The organism is Mycolicibacterium setense (assembly GCF_000805385.1).
GTDB lineage: Bacteria > Actinomycetota > Actinomycetes > Mycobacteriales > Mycobacteriaceae > Mycobacterium > Mycobacterium setense.
The window spans coordinates 229551-249623 of the sequence record NZ_JTJW01000010.1 but is presented as its reverse complement, the minus strand read 5'-3'; the positions used below and the strand labels follow the sequence as shown (position 1 = coordinate 249623).

At 66.4% G+C, this 20073-nt stretch carries 18 protein-coding genes; 10 read left to right on the top strand and 8 right to left on the bottom strand.

The window, feature by feature from the left end; translation table 11 throughout:
* Positions 1–12: 12 nt before the first annotated feature.
* Positions 13–930 (top strand): LLM class F420-dependent oxidoreductase, encoded by a 918-nt coding sequence (locus QQ25_RS26475; RefSeq protein ID WP_039382051.1) that lies wholly within the window; start codon positions 13–15, stop codon positions 928–930.
* Here QQ25_RS26475 and QQ25_RS26470 read toward each other — a convergent pair.
* Complete coding sequence (locus tag QQ25_RS26470; protein WP_039382049.1) at positions 927–2480, bottom strand: sensor domain-containing protein; 1554 nt, start codon at positions 2478–2480, stop codon at positions 927–929. The genes QQ25_RS26475 and QQ25_RS26470 overlap by 4 nt on opposite strands.
* Before the next feature lie 15 nt (positions 2481–2495).
* Here QQ25_RS26470 and QQ25_RS31015 point away from each other — a divergent pair, with 15 nt between their 5' ends.
* Both QQ25_RS31015 and QQ25_RS31590 read left to right on the top strand, forming a co-directional pair.
* Complete coding sequence (locus tag QQ25_RS31015) at positions 2496–2660, top strand: hypothetical protein (protein WP_157847854.1); 165 nt, start codon at positions 2496–2498, stop codon at positions 2658–2660.
* Between the two features lie 353 nt (positions 2661–3013).
* A complete protein-coding gene (locus QQ25_RS31590) occupies positions 3014–3463 on the top strand; it encodes a WhiB family transcriptional regulator (RefSeq protein ID WP_082017699.1) in 450 nt (149 codons plus the stop codon).
* Here the strand turns inward: QQ25_RS31590 and QQ25_RS26460 are convergent.
* Positions 3460–4626 (bottom strand): pyridoxal phosphate-dependent aminotransferase, encoded by a 1167-nt coding sequence (locus tag QQ25_RS26460; RefSeq protein ID WP_039382047.1) that lies wholly within the window; start codon positions 4624–4626, stop codon positions 3460–3462. The two genes, QQ25_RS31590 and QQ25_RS26460, sit on opposite strands and share 4 nt — an antisense overlap.
* Before the next feature lie 55 nt (positions 4627–4681).
* Here QQ25_RS26460 and QQ25_RS26455 point away from each other — a divergent pair, with 55 nt between their 5' ends.
* The 3 genes from QQ25_RS26455 (at position 4682) to QQ25_RS26445 (ending at position 9583) form a co-directional block, all read left to right on the top strand.
* Positions 4682–5788, top strand: coding sequence for an alkene reductase (locus QQ25_RS26455; protein ID WP_039382045.1), 1107 nt, complete (start codon positions 4682–4684; stop codon positions 5786–5788).
* A gap of 426 nt (positions 5789–6214) precedes the next feature.
* The gene (locus QQ25_RS26450; protein ID WP_039382043.1) at positions 6215–7426 is read left to right on the top strand and encodes an acetyl-CoA C-acetyltransferase; all 1212 of its coding nucleotides are present in this window, start codon (positions 6215–6217) and stop codon (positions 7424–7426) included.
* Between the two features lie 9 nt (positions 7427–7435).
* Positions 7436–9583, top strand: a complete 2148-nt coding sequence (locus QQ25_RS26445; protein ID WP_039382042.1) for a 3-hydroxyacyl-CoA dehydrogenase NAD-binding domain-containing protein — start codon at positions 7436–7438, stop codon at positions 9581–9583.
* 67 nt (positions 9584–9650) lie between these two features.
* On the opposite strand, the gene QQ25_RS26440 is transcribed toward QQ25_RS26445, so the two are convergent.
* The 3 genes from QQ25_RS26440 to QQ25_RS26430 are packed head-to-tail and all read right to left on the bottom strand — an operon-like array spanning position 9651 to position 11502.
* Positions 9651–10097: a TIGR03618 family F420-dependent PPOX class oxidoreductase gene (locus QQ25_RS26440; RefSeq protein WP_198530877.1), complete on the bottom strand. Its 447-nt coding sequence runs from the start codon at positions 10095–10097 to the stop codon at positions 9651–9653.
* 21 nt (positions 10098–10118) lie between these two features.
* Entirely contained in the window at positions 10119–10541 is a 423-nt protein-coding gene (locus QQ25_RS26435) for a PPOX class F420-dependent oxidoreductase (protein ID WP_039324979.1), read from the bottom strand.
* Positions 10542–10587: 46 nt separating this feature from the next.
* Positions 10588–11502, bottom strand: coding sequence for an MBL fold metallo-hydrolase (locus QQ25_RS26430; RefSeq protein WP_039325214.1), 915 nt, complete (start codon positions 11500–11502; stop codon positions 10588–10590).
* 206 nt (positions 11503–11708) lie between these two features.
* Between QQ25_RS26430 and QQ25_RS26425 the strand changes: the two genes are divergently transcribed.
* Complete coding sequence (locus tag QQ25_RS26425) at positions 11709–14495, top strand: helix-turn-helix transcriptional regulator (RefSeq protein ID WP_039382040.1); 2787 nt, start codon at positions 11709–11711, stop codon at positions 14493–14495.
* A 141-nt stretch (positions 14496–14636) separates the two neighbouring features.
* A complete protein-coding gene (locus QQ25_RS26420; RefSeq protein WP_039324975.1) occupies positions 14637–15302 on the top strand; it encodes a nitroreductase in 666 nt (221 codons plus the stop codon).
* An 8-nt stretch (positions 15303–15310) separates the two neighbouring features.
* Here QQ25_RS26420 and QQ25_RS26415 read toward each other — a convergent pair whose 3' ends face one another.
* Positions 15311–16525: an FAD-dependent monooxygenase gene (locus QQ25_RS26415; protein WP_039382039.1), complete on the bottom strand. Its 1215-nt coding sequence runs from the start codon at positions 16523–16525 to the stop codon at positions 15311–15313.
* Between the two features lie 76 nt (positions 16526–16601).
* On the opposite strand from QQ25_RS26415, the gene QQ25_RS26410 reads away from it, so the two are divergent.
* Together QQ25_RS26410 and QQ25_RS26405 are read left to right on the top strand one after the other, a co-directional pair.
* Positions 16602–17147 (top strand): TetR/AcrR family transcriptional regulator, encoded by a 546-nt coding sequence (locus tag QQ25_RS26410; RefSeq protein WP_039324970.1) that lies wholly within the window; start codon positions 16602–16604, stop codon positions 17145–17147.
* A gap of 56 nt (positions 17148–17203) precedes the next feature.
* Complete coding sequence (locus QQ25_RS26405) at positions 17204–19039, top strand: S9 family peptidase (RefSeq protein WP_234711985.1); 1836 nt, start codon at positions 17204–17206, stop codon at positions 19037–19039.
* 3 nt (positions 19040–19042) lie between these two features.
* On the opposite strand, the gene QQ25_RS26400 is transcribed toward QQ25_RS26405, so the two are convergent.
* Positions 19043–19630: a class I SAM-dependent methyltransferase gene (locus QQ25_RS26400; protein ID WP_039382037.1), complete on the bottom strand. Its 588-nt coding sequence runs from the start codon at positions 19628–19630 to the stop codon at positions 19043–19045.
* Positions 19631–19634: 4 nt separating this feature from the next.
* A complete protein-coding gene (locus QQ25_RS26395; protein ID WP_039325213.1) occupies positions 19635–20060 on the bottom strand; it encodes a pyridoxamine 5'-phosphate oxidase family protein in 426 nt (141 codons plus the stop codon).
* Positions 20061–20073: the final 13 nt, after the last annotated feature.

Below are 20073 nucleotides of genomic sequence, written 5' to 3'. Positions count from 1 at the left end.
GTTGGTGCCGGTATGCCGACCGGAGTAGTCCTCGCCCCCGACCCGTCCGCCCCCAACCTCGTCGACGCCGCGATCTCACAGGCGCGCACCGCGTATGCGGCCGGTGTCCGCCAGATCTGGCTGGCCCAACGCTTCGATGCCGATGCCATCACCCTGGCCGCGTTGATCGGGGCCGCGGTCCCCGGTCTCGGTGTGGGCACGTCGGTGGTGCCGCTCAATCCGCGGCATCCACTGCTGGTGGCTTCTGCCGCGCAGACTGCGCAGGCGGGCACGCACGGCAACTTCACGCTGGGGCTCGGTCTGGGCTCGCATGCACCCGAGCACCAGGCCTTCGGGACGGTGTGGGCCGATCCGGTGGGGCGATTGCGGGAGCACCTCCAGGTGCTGCGCGCAATCTTCGACGATCGTGCGGTCGACTTCCATGGGGCCGCGTTCACCGCGAGTCCCGAGTGGCCCGTCGACGTGCCCGGTGGCACCCCGGTCCCCGTGTACGTCGCCGCGATGGGGCCGAAAGCCCTTCGGGTGACAGGTGAATTGGCCGACGGGACGTTGCCGTATCTCGCGGGCCCGCGAACGGTGGGAGAGTTCATCGTGCCGACGATCACCGAGGCGGCATCGGCGGCGGGCCGGCCGCAGCCGAAGGTGGTGGCCATGGTGCCGGTACTCGTCGACGATGATGCGGACGCGGCCCGTGCCACGGCCGCCGAACAGCTGGCGTTCTATGAGTCCATTCCGTCATATCAGAAAGTGATTGCCCGCGAACAGGTTTCCGGTGTCGCCGAACTGGCGGCGGTCGGGACGGCGGAGCAAGTCCGCGCACAGTTGCAGAGCTATCTCGACGCCGGGGCCACCGATGTGGCGCTCAGCCCGATCCGGACCGAGCCGCAGGATTTGGCCGCGCTGTGGACGGTGGCGGCCACGCTGCCCTAGTCGGTGGGAATACGTTTACGCACGTCGAAGGCGACCGCGGCCGCCTGAGCCGGCTCCTCGGCGCCACACAGGTCGACCGCGACGACGATATTGGATTTGGCGGCCAGGGCGTGGGCGCAGTCGGCGACTGAACTCGATGGCGCTGAATCCGTCACTGACAGAACGCTGTTTTGCACCACGCGCGCGCCGAGGGTGCGTGGCTGAGCCTGCCCCTGTCGATGTACCGCGATGGTCTTGCCCGTGCAATATCCCCAGTGATCCTGCACGGCGGCCATGAAATTTTCGGCCGCTGAGGGGTCAGGGAAGATCATCACCCGTTGCTGCAACCGCACCCGCTTGGATGCTTCGCCGCCCGCGATCTCGCGTTCCCGCGTCGCGGCAATGCCTTCCGGATACGGCGGCAGCGCCGCGGGGAGTGCGGCCGGATCTCCTTCGGGTACACAACCTTTCGACGTGGGCTGCCCGTTTGCGGGTGCGGTGTCGCTGTTGGTGTCAGGGCCGGTAGTACTGAGATTGTCGGCGCCGACGAGCGTCTGTGCCTGCTCGGGACCGATCATGATCGGCTCCAGGTCGGGCTTCTGGTAGGTGCGGACCACCTCCGGGCATTGCCAGAACTCGTCGACTGTCGCCCCCTTCGCCACGGGTGTCGAGTCCACCACCGACGTGACGCGGTGTGTCGCATCGGGCGTCACGGTGATGGCGTAACCCTGCTCCCGTGACCACTTGGCCGGCACCAGCACGTAGCGGCCCGCATGTGCTTCCAGGACGCGGAGACACTGGTAGCGGTAGATCGGTGCAGCAGGTGGACCCTGGGAAGGCAGCACCGTCATCTTCACCAGGTTGTCCGGAATGTTCAGCGCCTCAGTGGTGTCGAGTTGCACCGCGGTGTACTCACCGTCGGCCGCCCACAGGTGTGTTGACGCATACCTGCCGTGGCCCTTGCCCTGATCGACGGCGTACAGGTCGGTGGCCCAGAACAGTGCCACCACCAGGCCTGTGGCCGCCAAGGCCAGCAGTACCCGCTCGGCCATCTTGGGTAGCCGGCCCAACCCGGTGAGGGTGAGAATCCAATAGCCGGCAGCCAGGAGTGCGATTCCGGCGGCGATCGTGACCGCCATGTGCATCTGAGTGGGGTTGTCGACGATCCACTTGATCAGATTGAGCTCCGACGCCAGCCAGACCACGGCGGCGGTCAAGCTCACTGCGCCGAGGGCCGCCGACAACCATGCGATGGTGCGCAACAACGTGATTCGGCGCCCGGTGCCGGCCCAGTGCCGGAGAGCCACGACAAGCACCACCAGCACCGCGAGGACGATCAACACGCGCAGGGTTGCGAAGAAGAAGAGCCCCACGGTGGTGACGGCATAGTCAGCCGACGTGTAACCCAGCGTCGACGGGTCGACACCGAAATACTGCAGCTTGCTTCGGATGAAGAGCAGGCCGAAGAAGTAGCACAACCCGGTGACCAGCGAAGTGGGCGCGACCACGAGGGCCGCCAGGCTCAGCCACCGCTCCGCCGATTGGGTGAGCGACTTTGCATCGTCGCTCACGTTGGCGGCGCCTGAGTGGTCGACGGAACCGACGGCACATCCGTGGTGGTGGGGGTGGTTGTGGTGATCGTCGGAGTGGGCAATGTTGTGGTCGGCCCCGGGACGGTGAGCGTTGTCGTGGTCGACGTCGTCGTACTGGTGTACCCGCCTGGATTGACGGTGGTTGTCGGGGCCCTGTAAGTGGTGGCCGGCCCTGACGCTGTGGTTGTGGTCGACGGCAGTGTCGCGCTCCCACTCGCCGGAGGCGGAGGCGGCGGCGGGTCACTCTTGGTCTCTCCACTGCAAGCCACCGTCAGCATTGCCGCCGCCGCGGTCGCGATGAGGCCGGCAGCGCGGCCAAGCGTTGTCGATTCGAGGTTCATCAGCCCTCCCACCAGTGTCTTTACGATGGTGGCAAATACTTGGACGCTGCGCGCGAGTATCGGACTACTCGAATCGCACCCGTCCCGGTGGAGACAGGGCCTACCACTCGATCGCGCACGGCGTGGCGAAATGGGGCAGCAAAGTGTCGGGATCTGCGGCTGATTCCTTACATGCTGACAGCGTGGCGTCTCGGGCTGGGCTGGCAGCATGGCAGGCCACACGCCACGTCCGCCGAAGGGGTGAATGCCTTGTCCCGCACGCTTTTCGACAACCATCCGCCACTGGAAATCGTTGCGCGCCAATCGATACCTGGCACAGCCGCCCCTCGCCCTTCCATCCCGGTCTACCGCTCACCGCGCAATCTGCCACCACCCGCGCTGGATGAATGGAGCTGGCAGCTGCGCGGCCTGTGTCGGGACCATCCGGCAGAGGTCTTCTTCCCCGATGAGGTCCGGGGACGCCAGCTGCGCCGGCGGGAGGACGCCGCCAAGGCGATCTGCCGGGAATGTCCGGTGCTGCAACGATGCCGCGTGCACGCCCTTTCCGCTCCGGAGGCCTATGGCATCTGGGGTGCGATGACGGCCAGGGAACGCGCCGTCGAACTGAGCGACGAAAGCTAGCTCCGCAACACGCCGAGCCGGCGGATCGCCTCTTCCATGGTGTCGTCGCGCTTACAGAAAGCGAAGCGCACCAAGTGATTCCACAGATCAGCGTGTGGGGCCTCGAGGTCGCAGAATGCCGACATCGGGATCGCGGCCACTCCGGCCTTGTGCGGCAGCTCGGCACAGAACTGCGTGCTGTCCGAATAGCCGAGTGGCCGTGGGTCGGCGCACAGGAAGTATGTGCCCCGGCTGTCGTGCACTTCGAATCCGATGTCGGCCAGGGCGTTGCCCAACCGGTCCCGTTTGGCCTGGAATGACTCCCGCAGGTCGGCCACCCAGCCGTCCTCGTGATTGAGCGCATGGGCCACCGCGGGCTGGAAAGGGCTACCGCCCACGTAGCTGAGATATTGCTTGGCGGCGCGTACCCCGGCGATGAGGTCGGCAGGGCCGCAGGCCCATCCGATCTTCCAGCCGGTGACATTGAACATCTTGGCCGCGCTGGAGATGGTCACGGTCCGCTCGGCCATGCCGGGATAGCCGGCCAACGGCAGGTGCTGGACACCGAACACCAACTGTTCATAGACCTCGTCGGTGATCACCAGCAGGTCGTGCTCGATGGCCAGCGCCGCGACGCCGCGTAGCTCGGCATCGGAGGCCACGGCGCCGGTCGGGTTGTGCGGGGAGTTGAGGATCAGCGCGCGCGTCCTGGGCGTCACCGCCCGGCGTAGACCGTCAATGTCGATCCTGAAGCCGGCGCCGTCGGCGACCAGCGGTACGGCGGTGCGCACACACCCGGCCATCGCGATCACGGGTGAATACGAGTCGTAGAACGGCTCGATCACCAGTACCTCGGAGCCCGGCTCGACCAGCCCGAGGACCGACGCGGCGATGGCCTCGGTGGCGCCGACGGTCACCAGCACCTCGGTGTCGGGGTCGTACTCGATGCCGTAGTGGCGTTTGCGCTGCGCGGCGATCGCGTGGCGCAGCTCGGGGATGCCGAGCCCGGGCGGGTACTGGTTGTGGCCTTCGGCGATCGCGTTCTGCGCCACTTTGAGCATCTCGGCCGGGCCGTCCTCGTCGGGAAAACCCTGTCCGAGGTTCACCGCGCCCAGCCGGGCGGCCAGCGCAGACATCTCCGCGAAGATGGTGACGGCATAGGGCTGCAGCCGTGTGACGGTCATGTTGCATGAGGCTAGTGCGGGAATGATCGGGATGCCGACGGCGCTTTAGATCGGCGTGACCTACAAACTGAACGCCGACGCCGCGCTGCTGCAGCCGATCCAGGTGGGCGACACGGCTGCCGCCAACCGTCTGTTCATGGCGCCGCTGACGCGTTCGCGCGCCGATGCCGATGGCACCCCGTCGCCGCTGGCCGCGCAGTACTACACGCAGCGGGCGGGCGCGGGCCTGATCATCAGCGAGGCCACGGCGGTCGCCGAGACCGCCAACGGCGCCTACATGAACACGCCGGGCATCTACACCGACCGTCATCAGCATGGCTGGGCCGAGATCGCGGACTCGGTGCACGCCGCCGGCGGCAAGATGTTCGTCCAGCTGTGGCACGTCGGCCGCATGGCGCACCCCGACATCAGCGGGTTCGATCCGGTCGCGCCGTCGGCGATCGCCGCCGACCTGCTCGCCCACACGCCTGCCGGCAAGAAGCCGTTGCCGACGCCCCGGGCGCTCGACACCGCCGAGATCGCGGAGATCGTCGGGCAGTTCCGTGCGGCCGCGCGCCGGGCGATCGACGCGGGCATGGACGGCGTGGAGATCCACGGCGCCAACGGCTACCTGCTGCACGAGTTCAGCTCCGATGTGGTCAACCAGCGCACCGATGCCTACGGCGGCTCGCCGGAGAACCGGGCTCGGTTCACCGCTGAGGTGGTCGAGGCCGTGGTCGACGAGATCGGCGCCGGCCGGGTCGGGCTGCGGATCTCTCCCGGGAACACCGCCGGAGATATGCGGGAAGACGACACGGTCAGCACCTATGAGGCGCTGCTGGAGCGCATCGCACCACTTGGCCTGGCTTACCTGCACGTGCTCATCGACCCGGCCGAGCACGCCTTCGGCGTCATCCGCGCCGTGTGGTCGGGAACGTTCGTGCTCAACACCGGCCGCAACTCCGGCACCGACTTCTCACAGTTGGAGGGCTACGCCGAGTGGGGCGCCATCAGTGCGGCCGCGGTGGGGCGGGCCTTCCTGGCCAACCCGGATCTGATCGACCGGCTGATCCTGGGTGCCGAACTCAACGAGCCCGACGTGACGACCTTCTACGCCCCCGGGCCCATCGGCTACACCGACTACCCGTCGTTGATCGAGATCGAAGCGCCGCGCTCGGCCTGACCTTCGCCCCTTCACGCGGTTTTCTACCTGACGGTCGCTGCGGTTCGCGGGGAGCAGCCCTGGGGTCGAAAACGGTGACGGGTGAGAGTGAGGCATTGCCTGCTGCCACGCCGTTTTCCACTTGAGGGTCGCTGCATTTCGCGTGGGCAGCCCTGGCGTCGAAAACGGCGTCGGGTGAAGGTGAGGCGCTGGGGTGAGGCATTGCCTGCTGCCACGCCGTTTTCCACTTGAGGGTCGCTGCGCCTCGCGTGGCACAGCCCAGAGGTAGAAAACTGCGCCGGGGTTGGTCCGGCACTCGCACACAGGAGATGCTGAGCATAGGCCCAACCAACGGGTTGGGCGAGCCTGTTAGGCTGCGGTCAGCGTGCTGCCCACATTCGCTGGGTGGCTCCACAACCCAACCTGAACAGGACCTGGAGTAGACACATGTCCGAAGAAGCCTTCATCTACGAGGCGATCCGCACGCCCCGTGGCAAGCAGCGCGGCGGCGCACTCAACGAGATCAAGCCGGTCAACCTGGTTGTCGGCCTGATCGAGGAGATCCGCAGCCGTTACCCCGACCTGGACGAGACGCTGATCAGCGACGTCATCCTGGGCGTGGTGTCCCCGGTCGGCGACCAGGGCGGCGACATCGCCCGCACCGCGGGCCTGGTGGCCAAACTGCCCGAGACCACGGGTGGTTTCCAGCTCAACCGCTTCTGCGCGTCGGGCCTTGAGGCAGTCAACCTGGCCGCCCAGAAGGTCCGTTCCGGCTGGGACGACCTGGTGCTGGCCGGCGGTGTCGAGTCGATGAGCCGTGTTCCGATGGGCTCCGACGGCGGCGCCTGGGCCTCTGACCCGGAGACCAACTACCGCATCGGCTTCGTTCCGCAGGGCATCGGCGCCGACCTGATCGCCACCATCGAGGGCTTCTCCCGCGAGGACGTCGACGCCTACGCGGCGCGGTCGCAGGAGCGCGCGGCCGCGGCTTGGTCCGGCGGCTACTTCGCCAAGTCGGTCGTCCCGGTCAAGGATCAGAACGGCCTCGTGGTTCTCGACCACGACGAGCACATGCGTCCCGGCTCCACCGTGGAGAGCCTGGGCAAGCTGAAGACCGCGTTCGACGGTATCGGTGCGATGGGCGGCTTCGATGACGTGGCGCTGCAGAAGTACCACTACGTCGAGAAGATCAACCACGTCCACACCGGTGGCAACAGCTCGGGCATCGTCGACGGCGCCGGCCTGCTGCTGATCGGCAGTGAGAGCGCCGGGGCTGCTCAGAACCTGACCCCGCGCGCCCGCATCGTGGCCACCGCCACCAGCGGTGCCGACCCGGTCATCATGCTCACCGGCCCCACCCCGGCCACCAAGAAGGTGCTGGACCGTGCCGGCCTGACCGTCGATGACATCGACCTGTTCGAGCTCAACGAGGCGTTCGCCTCCGTGGTGCTGAAGTTCCAGAAGGACCTCAACATCCCCGACGAGAAGCTCAACGTCAACGGTGGCGCCATCGCGATGGGCCACCCGCTGGGCGCCACCGGCGCCATGATCACCGGAACCATGGTCGACGAGCTCGAGCGTCGCGGCGCCAAGCGTGCCCTGATCACGCTGTGCATCGGCGGCGGCATGGGCGTGGCCACCATCATCGAGCGAGTCTAAGGAAAAGCCATGGCAGAGAACACCATTCAGTGGGACAAGGATGCCGACGGCATCGTCACCCTGACGCTGGACGATCCGACCGGTTCGGCCAACGTGATGAACGAGCACTACAAGGAATCCATGCACAATGTCGTGGAAAAGCTTGTAGCTGAGCAGGATTCGATCACCGGTGTGGTCATCACCAGCGCGAAGAAGACCTTCTTCGCCGGTGGCGACCTCAAGGGCATGATGAACATCGGGCCCGACGACGCCGCTGAGGCGTTCGAGATGGTCGAGACCATCAAGGCCGACCTCCGCAAGCTGGAGACCCTGCCCAAGCCCGTCGTGGCCGCCATCAACGGCGCCGCGCTGGGCGGCGGCCTGGAGATCGCGCTGGCCACCAACCACCGCATCGCCGCCGACGTCAAGGGGAGCCAGATCGGTCTGCCCGAGGTCACCCTGGGCCTGCTGCCCGGCGGTGGCGGCGTGGCCCGCACGGTGCGCATGTTCGGCATCCAGAAGGCCTTCATGGAGGTCCTGAGTCAGGGCACCCGGTTCAACCCGACCAAGGCGAAGGAGACCGGCCTGGTCGATGAACTCGTCGGCTCGGTCGACGAGCTGATCCCCGCCGCCAAGGCGTGGATCAAGGCCAACCCGGAAGCCCACACGCAGCCGTGGGACGTCAAGGGCTACAAGATCCCCGGCGGCACCCCGTCCACCCCGGCGCTCGCGGCGATCCTGCCGTCGTTCCCGGCGTTGCTGCGCAAGCAGCTCAAGGGCGCCCCGATGCCCGCACCGCGCGCCATCCTGGACGCCGCGGTCGAGGGTGCGCAGGTCGACTTCGACACCGCGAGCCGCATCGAGAGCCGTTACTTCGTCTCGCTGGTCACCGGCCAGACTGCCAAGAACATGATTCAGGCGTTCTTCCTGGACCTGCAGGCCATCAACGGTGGCGCCTCGCGGCCCGAGGGCATCGCCAAGCAGGAGATCAAGAAGATCGGTGTGCTGGGCGCGGGCATGATGGGCGCCGGTATCGCCTATGTGTCGGCCAAGGCCGGCTACGACGTCGTCCTCAAGGACGTCACCATCGAGGCCGCCCAGAAGGGCAAGGCGTACTCGGAGGGCATCGAGGCCAAGGCGCTCAAGCGTGGCAAGACTACGCAGGAGAAGAGCGACGCATTGCTCGCCAAGATCACCCCGACTGCCGATCCGCAGGATCTCAAGGGCGTCGACTTCGTGATCGAGGCCGTGTTCGAGAACCAGGAACTCAAGCACAAGGTGTTCCAGGAGATCGAGGACATCGTCGAGCCCAACGCACTGCTCGGGTCGAACACCTCCACGCTGCCGATCACCGGTCTGGCGACCGGTGTGAAGCGCCAGGAGGACTTCATCGGTATCCACTTCTTCTCGCCTGTCGACAAGATGCCACTGGTGGAGATCATCAAGGGCGAGAAGACCTCTGACGAGGCGCTGGCCCGCGTGTTCGATTACACCCTGGCCATCCGCAAGACCCCGATCGTCGTCAACGACAGCCGCGGCTTCTTCACCAGCCGCGTGATCGGCACCTTCGTCAACGAGGCACTGGCCATGCTGGGCGAGGGCGTCGAGCCCGCGTCCATCGAGCAGGCGGGTTCGCAGGCCGGCTACCCGGCGGCGCCGCTGCAGCTGTCGGATGAGCTGAACCTTGAACTCATGCACAAGATCGCCGTCGCCACCCGTGAGGGTGTCGAGGCCGCCGGTGGCACCCACGTGCCGCACCCGGCGGAGGCTGTCGTGGAGAAGATGATCGAGCTCGGCCGCCCGTCGCGTCTGAAGGGTGCCGGTTTCTACGAGTACGTCGACGGCAAGCGGACCCAGCTGTGGCCCGGCCTGCGGGAGACGTTCAAGTCCGGGTCCTCGACCCCGCCGCTGCAGGACATGATCGACCGCATGCTGTTCGCCGAGGCGCTGGAGACCCAGAAGTGCATCGACGAGGGCGTTCTCACCTCGACCGCTGATGCGAACATCGGCTCGATCATGGGTATCGGCTTCCCGCCGTACACCGGTGGTTCGGCCCAGTTCATCGTCGGTTACGAAGGTGCCGGTGGTGTTGGCAAGGCGGCGTTCGTCGCTCGGGCCAAGGAGCTGGCCGCCAAGTACGGCGACCGCTTCCTGCCGCCCGCCTCGCTGGAGGGCTAACTCCTAGCGCGACCAGACGTGAAAACCCCCAATTTCCAAGGATTTTGGGGGTTTTCACGTCTTGTCGTCAGGAAGGGTTCGAGTACACCCTGACGGGCGAGATCAGCACCGCGGCGCGACGCTCCTCGCGCATCACGCGGTCATAGGTATCCCAGTCGTCGTGCGTGCCGCCGGCCGCTTGGAAGACCGCGCGTAACAGCTGCCGTAGTTTCTCGGCGTCGGTGTCAGGGCTCGGATCGTCGGGCCCGATGATCTCGGCCGTGCCCTCGACCGTCACCCATTGCCAGCCGGCGCGGGCGACGACGGTGGCCCGCGGATCCTGGCGGAGGTGCGCGAGCTTGCGCGCTCCGCCGATGGCCACGAGGGCGACGACGGGTTCACCGGTGCCCGGGTGTGCCATCACGCCGGCATTGACCACCGAGGACTGGATACTGCCGTCGCGGCGCAGCGTGCTCAGCACACAGAGCCCGTGATCGCTGGACAGCATGTCGGCGAACGCCGAAATTTCGGGCACTCCGGTTCCCATCAGGCCACCTCAATCCGCCACGTCGAACGCGGCATGGACTTTCGTCGGTTTCACCCGCACCACGAGTTCCCCGGGCACGCCATTGCGCGCGCCGAATTCTTCGGCACGCTCGGCACCCATGTACCGGCCGCCGGTGCGGGTGGCGATGTCGAGAAGCTCGTCGGGATCCTCGCTGATCGACGCGACGCCCTGGACTTGGACGAAGCCATACGGCGGCTTGGAATCGTCGACGCACAGCACCACTCGCGGGTCACGAGCCAGAGCCCGGCCCTTGGCGGTGTCCTTGCCGGTGTTGAAGACGAGCGCGCCGTCATCCACCACGAACCACACCGGCGCCGCCAAAGGTCGGCCGTCAGCCGCAACCCAACCCAGCACCGCGGTACGGGTGCCTTCGGACAGGAACGCGATCACTTGCTCGGAAAGTTCGCCCATGCGGTCACGTTACGCCCGGCCGCCGACGACCGTCGTTCAAAACTCTTCAGTAGTCCCAGACAGCAGGCACACAACGAAAGGCGTTGCCGGCGTTGGCAACGTGACACACGGACGGGAACGGTAGGTGGGTGGCGACCAGCGCCTCGCGGGTCGAGGCCAGCTCCTGCAGGAGACGAATGCGGACGCGGGCAGACTCCTCGGGGTCGTGCTCGAAGCCGTTGAACCACTCGGGGTGCTCGAACGCGACCTGGAACACCGCGTCACCGGCGAATGTCAGCCTGTCGGCACCGGAGGCCAGGCGGACCACGCTGTGCCCGGGAGTGTGGCCGCCGGTGCGAACCGCGAGTACGCCCGGCGCCACCTCGCATTCGGTCTCGAACGGCCGCAATTGGCTGCGGTACTGCTCCAAGAACCGTGCGGAGGCGGAGCGAAGCGCATCGGGAACACCGTCCGGCATGGCGGTGCGGGAGAAATCGGGCGCTTCCCAGAACTCGGCCTCGGCGGCCGCCACGTGGACCCGCAGGTCCGGACGGAGCCGCTCTCGTAGTCCGTCGCCGAGCAGGCCGCCGATGTGGTCCATGTGCAGGTGGGTGAGTACCACGTCGGTCACAGATGCGAGGTCGACCCCGGCAGCCTGCAGCCGCGCGGCCATCCGCCCGGCCGTCGGGAAGTCCGGAAACTCGAGCCCGAGCCCGGCGTCGACCAGGATCGTGCGGCCGCCGCTGCGCACCACGATCACATTGAGCGGCCAGTCGAGCACATCCGGCGGCAGGAACTGGTCGTTCATCCAGGACGCCAGGTCGGCCGAGTCGGCGTTGTAGGCGATGGTCTTGCCTGCGATGGGCAGCACTCCGTCGCTGATCACCATCACTTCGATGTCGCCTACGCGCATCGCGTAGCGCGACGGCACCAACTCGTCGGAGCTTGAGGTGTTGCGCGGCAGCGTATTTGTTTCGCTCATCAGATCTCCTCGATTGTTGAACCGGGCAGAGCTGAGCATCACGCCACTGCGCAGTCCCGAGCGCCCTTGAAAGTGCGTGGTCGTGCCGCAACCAGCCACCGGTGCGCGGATTCGTGAGGTGTCGGCGATCGGAAAACTCGGCGAACAGCAAATCGGTACGGTCGCCAAAACGGTAAGGTCCACTGCAAAATCACGCGGTGGTGCCTATGTCGAGCCAGGGTCAGGGGCAACGTCTGCGCGGCCGCGCAGACGAGTGCACGGTGTTACGCGGGCTGATCTCGACGGCGCGAGCAGGTAGTTCCCAGGTGCTGGTACTCCGGGGTGAGGCCGGCGTCGGCAAGACCGAACTCCTCCACTACGCCGTTGAGCAGGCCTCGGGGATCCGCTGCGTTCAGGTGGCAGGCGTCCAGTCCGATATGGAACTGGCATTCGCTGGGCTGCAACAGTTGTGCGCGCCGCTGATGGCGCACGTCGATGAATTGCCGGATCCGCAGCGTGAGGCGCTGGTCGTGGCGTTCGGCCGAGGTGTCGGTCCGACCCCGGATCGGTTCCTGGTCGGGCTCGCCGTCTTGAGCCTGTTTGCGGCGGCCGCCCATGACCGACCGCTGCTCTGCGTCATCGACGACGCGCAGTGGCTGGATCAGGTGTCGGTCCAGACACTGGCTTTCGTTGCACGGCGTCTGCTGGCCGAGCCGATCGCCGTTCTGTTCGCAGCCCGCGACGACGGCGCGCAGGAGTTGGTCGGCTTGCCGCACCTGTCGATCAGTGGCCTGTCCGCAGACGACGCGCGCGACCTGCTGGAATCGGTGATGGTGGGAGGAATCGACCCGCTGGTGCGCGACCGCATCGTTGCGGAGACGCGCGGCATTCCTCTGGCCCTGCTCGACGTGCCCCGCAACGTGACAGCGGCTGAGCTGTCTGGAGGTTTCTGGATCGCGGGTAAGCGCGGCTCGGCGGCGGCCACAGAAGCAGGCTTCATCCTCCGCATTCAGGACCTGCCACCACTGACCCGACAGTTGCTGTTGCTCGCGGCCGCCGAGCCGGTGGGCGACCCTTCTCTGTTTGTGCGTGCTGCCGAGCAACTGAGCATTCCGATCGACGCACTGGGTCCCGCTGAGGCTGCCGGCTTGATCGAGTTCGGCCCGCGCATGCGCTTTCACCACCCGCTGATGCGCTCGGCCGCCTACCGCGCGGCCGATCTGACCGATCGCAGGGCCATCCATCGGGCACTGGCAGCTGCCACTGATCCGCAGTCCGATCCCGACCGTCGGGCGTGGCATGCCGCCAACGCGGCCGGCGGGCCCGACGATGTGGTGGCCGCGGAGCTGGAAACCTCGGCCGCGCGGGCCCAGAGCCGCGGCGGTATCGCGGCCGCGGCAGCGTTTCTGGAGCGCGCCGCTGTCCTGACGGCCGATCCGGCACTGCGTGGCGCACGAGCGCTTGCTGCCGCGGAGGCGAAACTCGTTGCGGCGGCGCCAGCGTCGGCCGGCGAGCTTCTCGCGATTGCCGAACTCGCGCCATTGTCGGACCTGCAGCGCGCCAAGGCCATACGATTGAGCGCCCAGATCGAGTTCGCCCGCAGACGCGGGGGTGCCGGCGGTGGCCGTCTGCTCAGCGGAGCCGCGGCTCAACTCTTCGAGGCGGCCCAGCGGCTGGAAGGCTTGGATGACGACCTGGCCCGCGAGACGTATCTCGAGGCGCTCGTCGCTTCGATGTACGCGGGGCGGCTCGGCGATGGCCTACTGGCGACAGTGGCCGACGCCGCATGCCGCGCGGTGGACCGGGTGGCGGACTTGAAGCGGCCGATCGATCTGTTGTTGAGTGGCTTGGCGAGCCGGCTGTCGGGGAGCATCACCACCGGCGCCGATCAGCTCCGTTCCGCGCTGGAACTCATGTGTGACCAGGCGAAGAGCAACGACGAACAAGCGCTGCAGTGGATGTCACTGGGGCTGACCATCGTCCAGGATGCGGCCGCCATTGATGTATGGGACGACGGGCTCTGGCAGCGATTGGCCACCGCTTTGGTTCGGCAGGCCCGTGATGCGGGGGCCCTGGCGGTGCTTCCGCCGGCGCTGGCTTTCCGGGCCGGCGCCCATGTGTTCGCCGGTGAGTTCATGACGGCAGCAACCCTTTTCGATGAGGCGAACCTGATCGCCGCGGCAACGGGTGATGCGCCCTTGAGGTATCACGTGCTGTCGCTTGCCGCGTGGAGGGGCAATGACGATGCGATCGGCAAGTTGAAGGCGGTGGCCGCTGCCGCGGCCGACCGGGGCGAAGGTCGGGCGCTTGATGCCGCCGGGGGCCTCAGTGCCGTGCTCTACAACGCTCTCGGACGATATGAGGAGGCATTCACCGCCGTGAGAGGGGCGTGTGAATTCGAGAACCTCGGATTTCACGGCTGGTGCCTGCTGGAGCTGACGGAGGCAGCGGTGCGCGTGGGGGAGCGCGACGCAGCGTCGCTCGCGGCGCATCGGGTGGTCGAACGAGGACTGGTCAGCACAGCCGACTTGGCTCGGGGCTTCGTGGCTTACGCCCGGGCGTTGATTGCGGAGGACGACAGAGCCGAGGATTTCTACCGCGAGGCCATCGAGTACTTGGGGCGCACCAGCTTCGGGGTTTACCGCGCGCGGGCGGGCTTGTTGTACGGCGAATGGCTGCGCCGTATGAACCGGCGTATCGACGCTCGCCGCCAACTCGGTGAGGCTCATGAGATGTTCACGCGGATGGGCGCACAGGCCTTCGCCGAGCGGGCCCGCCGGGAACTGGTTGCTACCGGTGAAAAGGTGCGCAAGCAACCGGCGAGTTCGGGTGACGCGTTGACGGGCCAAGAGACTCAGATCGCACGGCTGGCAGGCGAGGGTTTGACCAACCAGGAGATCGGTGCCCAACTGTTCATCAGCACTCATACGGTCGAATGGCATCTGCGGAAGGTGTTCGTCAAGCTCGGTATCACCTCCCGCAGGCAGCTGCGCACGATCTCGTGGGCGAGCTGAGCGTCACGTCCTGACCGACCGCCATGACCGACCGCCATGACCGACCACTGACTACGGACTTCCAAGGGCGCGTCCGCGTCCGGCAGCCGTCAGGCTGAATACGGCAGGTCGTATCGGGTCCACTCGGAAAGGTGGGTGATTGTGGACGTCTATGAGGCGGTTACGACCCGGCGTGCGGTGCGTGGGTTCACGGACGAGCCCGTTTCGAAGGAGGTGCTGCAGCGCGTGCTGTCGGCAGCCGCCTGGGCGCCGTCGGGTTCGAACCTCCAGCCTTGGCACATTTTCGTGCTGACCGGCGAACCGCTCGCACGGCTCAGGAAGCTTGCTGTCGAGCGCGTCGCCGCCGGTGACCCGTGGGACGAGCCGGAGTACGTGATGTATCCCGATGAGCTCAAATCGCCCTACAGCGAGCGCCGATCCCAATTCGGCAAGGAGCGTTACAGCGCGCTCGGTATCGTCCGGGCGGATTGGGAGGCCCGGCAGCGGGCAGCCATCGCGAACTGGGACGCCTTCGGAGCGCCCGCCGCGCTGTTCTGCTATGTCGACCGTGACCTCGGGCGGCCCCAGTGGTCGGACCTGGGAATGTACCTCCAGACGGTCATGCTGCTGCTGCGCGCTGAGGGCTTGCACAGTTGTCCGCAGATGTCGTGGGCGAAGGTTCGCAAGACCGTCGCGGCGTTCGTGTCGCCCCCGGAGGAGCTCATGCTCTTCTGCGGTATGTCGATCGGGTACGAGGACGTCTCGGTTAACTACATCCGTACCGGCCGCGCGCCTCTCGACGAGACAGTCACCTTCATCGAGGACTAACGACGCACCTAGGCTCCGGACGGCCGTCGATCGGGCCAGTCAGGCAGCGGCATGGTGTCGTAGAGCCGTACTCCCTTGGTGTTGAGCCGGGCAAGTGACTGGACCAGACCCAGTGGCAGCAGCGAGATCAACTGGCCCGCGCCCACCAGCGCGCGGATACCCCATCCGCTCGTCGGCACCACGGTTTTGGCGTTCACCCGGGCCAGCTTTCGGCTGCCCTGGACCGGCGCGAGCATCGTGCGTTCGTAGGCCGCGAACGCCGCGGCGTAATCATCACCGGCCCGCACCATCTCGGCGGCCAGGACATAGGCGCCGTACACCGCGAGGCTGGTACTACCGCCGACAGCGGGTCCGGGGCAGTACCCGGCGTCGCCGACGAGGGTCACCCGGCCCCGCGACCACGTGGACATCTGCAGTTGTGTGATGGCGTCGAAGTAGAACGTCGGCGTCCGCTGGACCTCGTCCAGCCAGCGGTCCACCTCGGCACCCATGTGCTCGAACGCGGCGCGCAGTTGCGACTTTTGGCGCTCCGCATCGCGGTAGTCGTAATCCAGCGGCCGGTCCGGACGGAAGACGTACACCGCGCGGGCATCGTCGAGATGGTCGGCGGTGTAGATACCGGCCATGTGGCCGGGTTTGAAGTAGCCGGTCATCTCGCCGTCACGGGCCAAGCTCTTCGGCACTGACACCACCGAGAGGTATCCCCCGAGGAAGCTCTCGGAAACGTTGTCGCCGAACGTTATCCGACGTACGCCGGAGTGCAGTCCGTCGGCGCCGACGACCACGTCGAAACGTCGGGGCGCGTTGTGCTCGAAGGTGACATCGCCGTCCGGCGAGATCGAGGTGATGGTGTCCCCGAAGAGATATTCGACGTCGTCTCGGCCGGCCCGGAAGTAGATCTCGCTGAGGTCGTCACGCATGATCTCGACGTGCCGGTCGGACATCGCTCCGATGATCTTGACGTAGTCGAGGCGGGCGGGGCGGGACGCGCCCGGCCGGTGGATCACCATCTCCGTGGTGCCGGTGGCGTGCGCCTCGATCTCGGGCAGTACCCCCATGCGCTCGGAGATCTCCATGGCAGGCCGGAACAGGTCGACGGCGTGGCCGCCTGTCTTGCGCAGCGCCGGTGAGCGTTCCACCACGGTGACGTCTACCCCGTGTCGCGACAGCCAGTAGGCCAGTACGGGCCCGGCGATGCTGGCGCCGGAGATGAGTACCTTCACGATGCCCCCTTACTTAACGGTCGGTAAGTGTTCCTGTCGCGAGCTTACCTATCGTTAAGTAAGTTAGGGTGGGTACGTGGCCAAGCCTCCATTGGATACCCGGCAACGCATCCAGGATGTGGCGCGCGAACTGTTTGCCGAGAAGGGCGTCGTGCGGACGAGTCTGCAGGACATCGCCGACCGCCTCGGCATGACCAAACCCGCGTTGTATTACCACTTCCGGTCGCGTGAGGATCTGGTCCGCAGCATCGTGCAACCCCTCATCGACGAGGGTGAGGCCTTCATCGCCGAGCAGGAACGCAAGCGTGGAGCCGCGCGGGCCACACCGCGGGAACTTCTCGAGGGGTACTTCGACTTCCACTATCGGCACCTGGCCGACCTCGTGTTGGTGGTGTCCGAGCTGACCACGCTGGCCGATCTCGGGCTGATCGACCAGCTGCTGGCGTGGCGGGCCAGGCTGGGCGTGCTGGTGTTCGGCCGCCGACCGACGCTCGAGCAGTCCACCCGCGCCGTGATCGCCTTCGGCGGCCTGCAGGACTGCTGCCTGCAGTTCCCCGATGTTCCCTACGAGCAACTGCGTCAGGCAACAGTCGACGGCGCGATCGCCGCGCTGGGCCTGTAGCCACCGGCACCTTCGTGTGGGCATGATTGATCGCATCGCCGACGACGGGGGCCGGAATGTCCGATGCCATGGGAGACGTCAAACTCATCCCGCTCGAGGTCCTACTGGGCCAGCCCGAACGCGCCGCGGCGCAGATATCCCCGGACGGCGCGCGGTTGTCCTATCTCGCCCCGCTCGACGGCGTGCTGAACGTGTTTGTCGGTGACGCCGGGGTGGGCAACGAGAAACCGGTTACCCACGACACCGGCCGTGGGATCCAGAACTACTTCTGGACCTGGGACAATCGGCACGTCATGTTCGTCCGGGACAAGGACGGCAGCGAGAACTTCCGGCTGTTCGATGTCGATATGCAGACCGGGGTCGAACGGGACCTGACCCCGATCGATGGCGTGCAGTGTCGAATTATCGCTCACCGCAAGCAGTTTCCCAACGACGTCCTGGTCGGTATCAACCAGGAGAATCCGCAGCTGCACGATGTGTACCACCTCGACCTGCGCACCGGTGAGCTGCGCAAGATCGTGGAGAATCCAGGCTATCTCGGCTGGGTGGTCGACAACGAGCTGAAGGTTCGGGGGGCGGCGACGCCGACCGCCGACGGCGGCCTCGTCATCGTGGTGCGTGACGACGAGACGTCTCCGTGGCGGACCTTGCTCGAAGTCGGGCCGGAGGACGCGGAATCTACCGGGCCGGTTGGCTTTACGAAGGACGGCACGGCGATGTACCTGCAGTCCTCGGTAGGTTCGAACACCAGCCGGCTGGTCAAGATGGATATCGAGACGGGCGTCACCGAGGTGATCGCCGAGGACCCCACCTACGACATCAACGGTGTGATCGTCCATCCCGACACCCGCGAGATCCAGGGCGTGACGGTGTACGGCGAGCGGCTGGAATACCGGATCTTCGACGACTCGATTCGTGGCGACATCGCGGCACTCGAGCGGCTGCATCCCGGCGATCTTATGATCAGCGACCGCGACGGTGACGACACGACCTGGCTTGTCGCGTTCGACCAGGATTCAGGACCAGTGAAGTTCTACCGCTGGGATCGTGAAACGCAAACGGCCACATTTCTGTTCGATCACCGGCCAGAATTGAACGAGTATCCGCTGGTGCCTATGGAACCGTTCAGCTACACCGCACGTGACGGCCTGACGATCCACGGCTATCTGACGTTTCCGCCTGGGGGCGACCGCAAGAATCTGCCCACCGTCCTCAACGTGCACGGCGGGCCGTGGGCCCGTGTCGGTTGGGGCCTCGACCCCGAGGCGCAATGGCTGGCCAACCGTGGTTACCTGTGCGTGCAGGTGAACTTCCGTGGTTCCAGCGGCTACGGCAAGGATTTCCTCAACGCCGGTAACCGTGAGTGGGCCGCCAAGATGCACGATGACCTGCTAGACGCGATCGATCACCTTGTCGGGCAGGGGATCGTCGACCGGGACCGGGTGGCGATCTACGGTGGGTCCTATGGCGGGTACGCGGCGCTGGTCGGCGCGACCTTCACGCCCGAGGTGTTCAAATGTGCGATCTCGATGGTGGGCCCGTCCAATCTGAACACTCTCATCGCGTCGTTCCCTGAATATTGGAAGCCGTTGATCATGCTGTGGCACAAGCGCGTTGGGGACGATTCGGACTTTCTCTGGTCTCGGTCGCCGCTGTCGCGGGTGGATGCCATCCGGATTCCGATTCTGATCGGCCAGGGCGACAACGATCCGCGGGTCAAGCGGGCGGAGTCCGAGCAGATCGTGGCGGCCATGAAAGAACGCGGCCTTGATCACGAGTATGTGATGTACGAGAACGAAGGCCACGGCTTCGTCAAACCCGAGAACCGCCTCGACTTCTACCACCGGGCCGATCGGTTCCTCGCCAAGCATCTCGGCGGTCGTGCGGAGTGAGGCTCAGTCGCTCCGCGCGAACAGATAATGCCGTGCCCCGTGGATGTTGTTCTGGTCCAGCGCCGGCTCGTCTCCGCTCGAGAGCAGTGTCCAGCCGTGGCTGAAACGGCGCTGCACTTCCTCGAATCCGATGCCCGGCACACCCGTCGACGCACCGGGAATGAAGGCCACGATGAGCAGTTGCGCACCGGGGGCGGCGACCGCGCTGACCTCCCGGACATAGGCGTCGCGGTCGGCAGCGCTCATGCCGTGCAGACACCCACTGTCGATGATCAGCTGGAAGCCGGGTCGGATGCCCGTTGAACTCAGTTGCGTCACATCGGCTTTGACGAACTGCACCGGCAGCGGGCCGGCTTTGGCGCGGGCCTTCTTCAGCGGCTTGGCCACGTAATCCACACCGGTGACCTGCCACCCGTGCCTGGCGAGGTAGATCGCGTTGTCCCCGGTACCGCAGCCCAGATCGAGCGCGGTTCCCGGGGGCAACGAGGTGTTTTCGACCAGCTCGGTCAGGCTGTGCGCCAACGGATGACCGTCCCAGGGGGTGAATCCCAGGCGATAGAGCCACCGGAACAGCCGTTGACGCGAGCTCACGGTGTCACAGAGACCCCAGATCGGACGACAGCCAGTGCTCGGGCTTGATGAACACGGCGACGCTCTCGCCATGCTCGCGGCGGGCGAACTCCAGGTAGGGCTCCACCTTCTCGGGGGCCAGATACCGCTTGGTCATCTCGACGAGTTGCTCATCGGTGCCAGGTTCGATGCGGCTCACCGCACCGTCGACGGCAACGTAGCGCACCGTCGGTTCGAGACGCTCGACCATCAATGTCACGTGACCGGCCGCCTCGATCAGCCGGTGCTTGCGTGATCCCACCCCGGTCAACACCCACGGCTCGCCACCGGGGGTGTACTGGTACCAGATCGGGACGGTCAGCGGACCGCGCTTGTCGCCTGCGTACACCGAGAGGGCGGCGATGTGCGGTTCAGCCAGGAACTGTTCGCGTTCTTCTTTGGAAAGGGCCATGGAATTCAGGCTA

Coding starts and splice junctions, on each gene's coding strand:
- QQ25_RS26475 (WP_039382051.1), top strand. CDS start 13: ATGCCGACCGGAGTAGTCCTCGCCCCCGACCCGTCCGCCCCCAACCTC.
- QQ25_RS26460 (WP_039382047.1), bottom strand. CDS start 4,626: ATGACCGTCACACGGCTGCAGCCCTATGCCGTCACCATCTTCGCGGAG.
- QQ25_RS26450 (WP_039382043.1), top strand. CDS start 6,215: ATGTCCGAAGAAGCCTTCATCTACGAGGCGATCCGCACGCCCCGTGGC.
- QQ25_RS26395 (WP_039325213.1), bottom strand. CDS start 20,060: ATGGCCCTTTCCAAAGAAGAACGCGAACAGTTCCTGGCTGAACCGCAC.
- QQ25_RS26425 (WP_039382040.1), top strand. CDS start 11,709: ATGTCGAGCCAGGGTCAGGGGCAACGTCTGCGCGGCCGCGCAGACGAG.
- QQ25_RS31590 (WP_082017699.1), top strand. CDS start 3,014: ATGCTGACAGCGTGGCGTCTCGGGCTGGGCTGGCAGCATGGCAGGCCA.
- QQ25_RS26405 (WP_234711985.1), top strand. CDS start 17,204: ATGTCCGATGCCATGGGAGACGTCAAACTCATCCCGCTCGAGGTCCTA.
- QQ25_RS26430 (WP_039325214.1), bottom strand. CDS start 11,502: ATGAGCGAAACAAATACGCTGCCGCGCAACACCTCAAGCTCCGACGAG.
- QQ25_RS26435 (WP_039324979.1), bottom strand. CDS start 10,541: ATGGGCGAACTTTCCGAGCAAGTGATCGCGTTCCTGTCCGAAGGCACC.
- QQ25_RS26445 (WP_039382042.1), top strand. CDS start 7,436: ATGGCAGAGAACACCATTCAGTGGGACAAGGATGCCGACGGCATCGTC.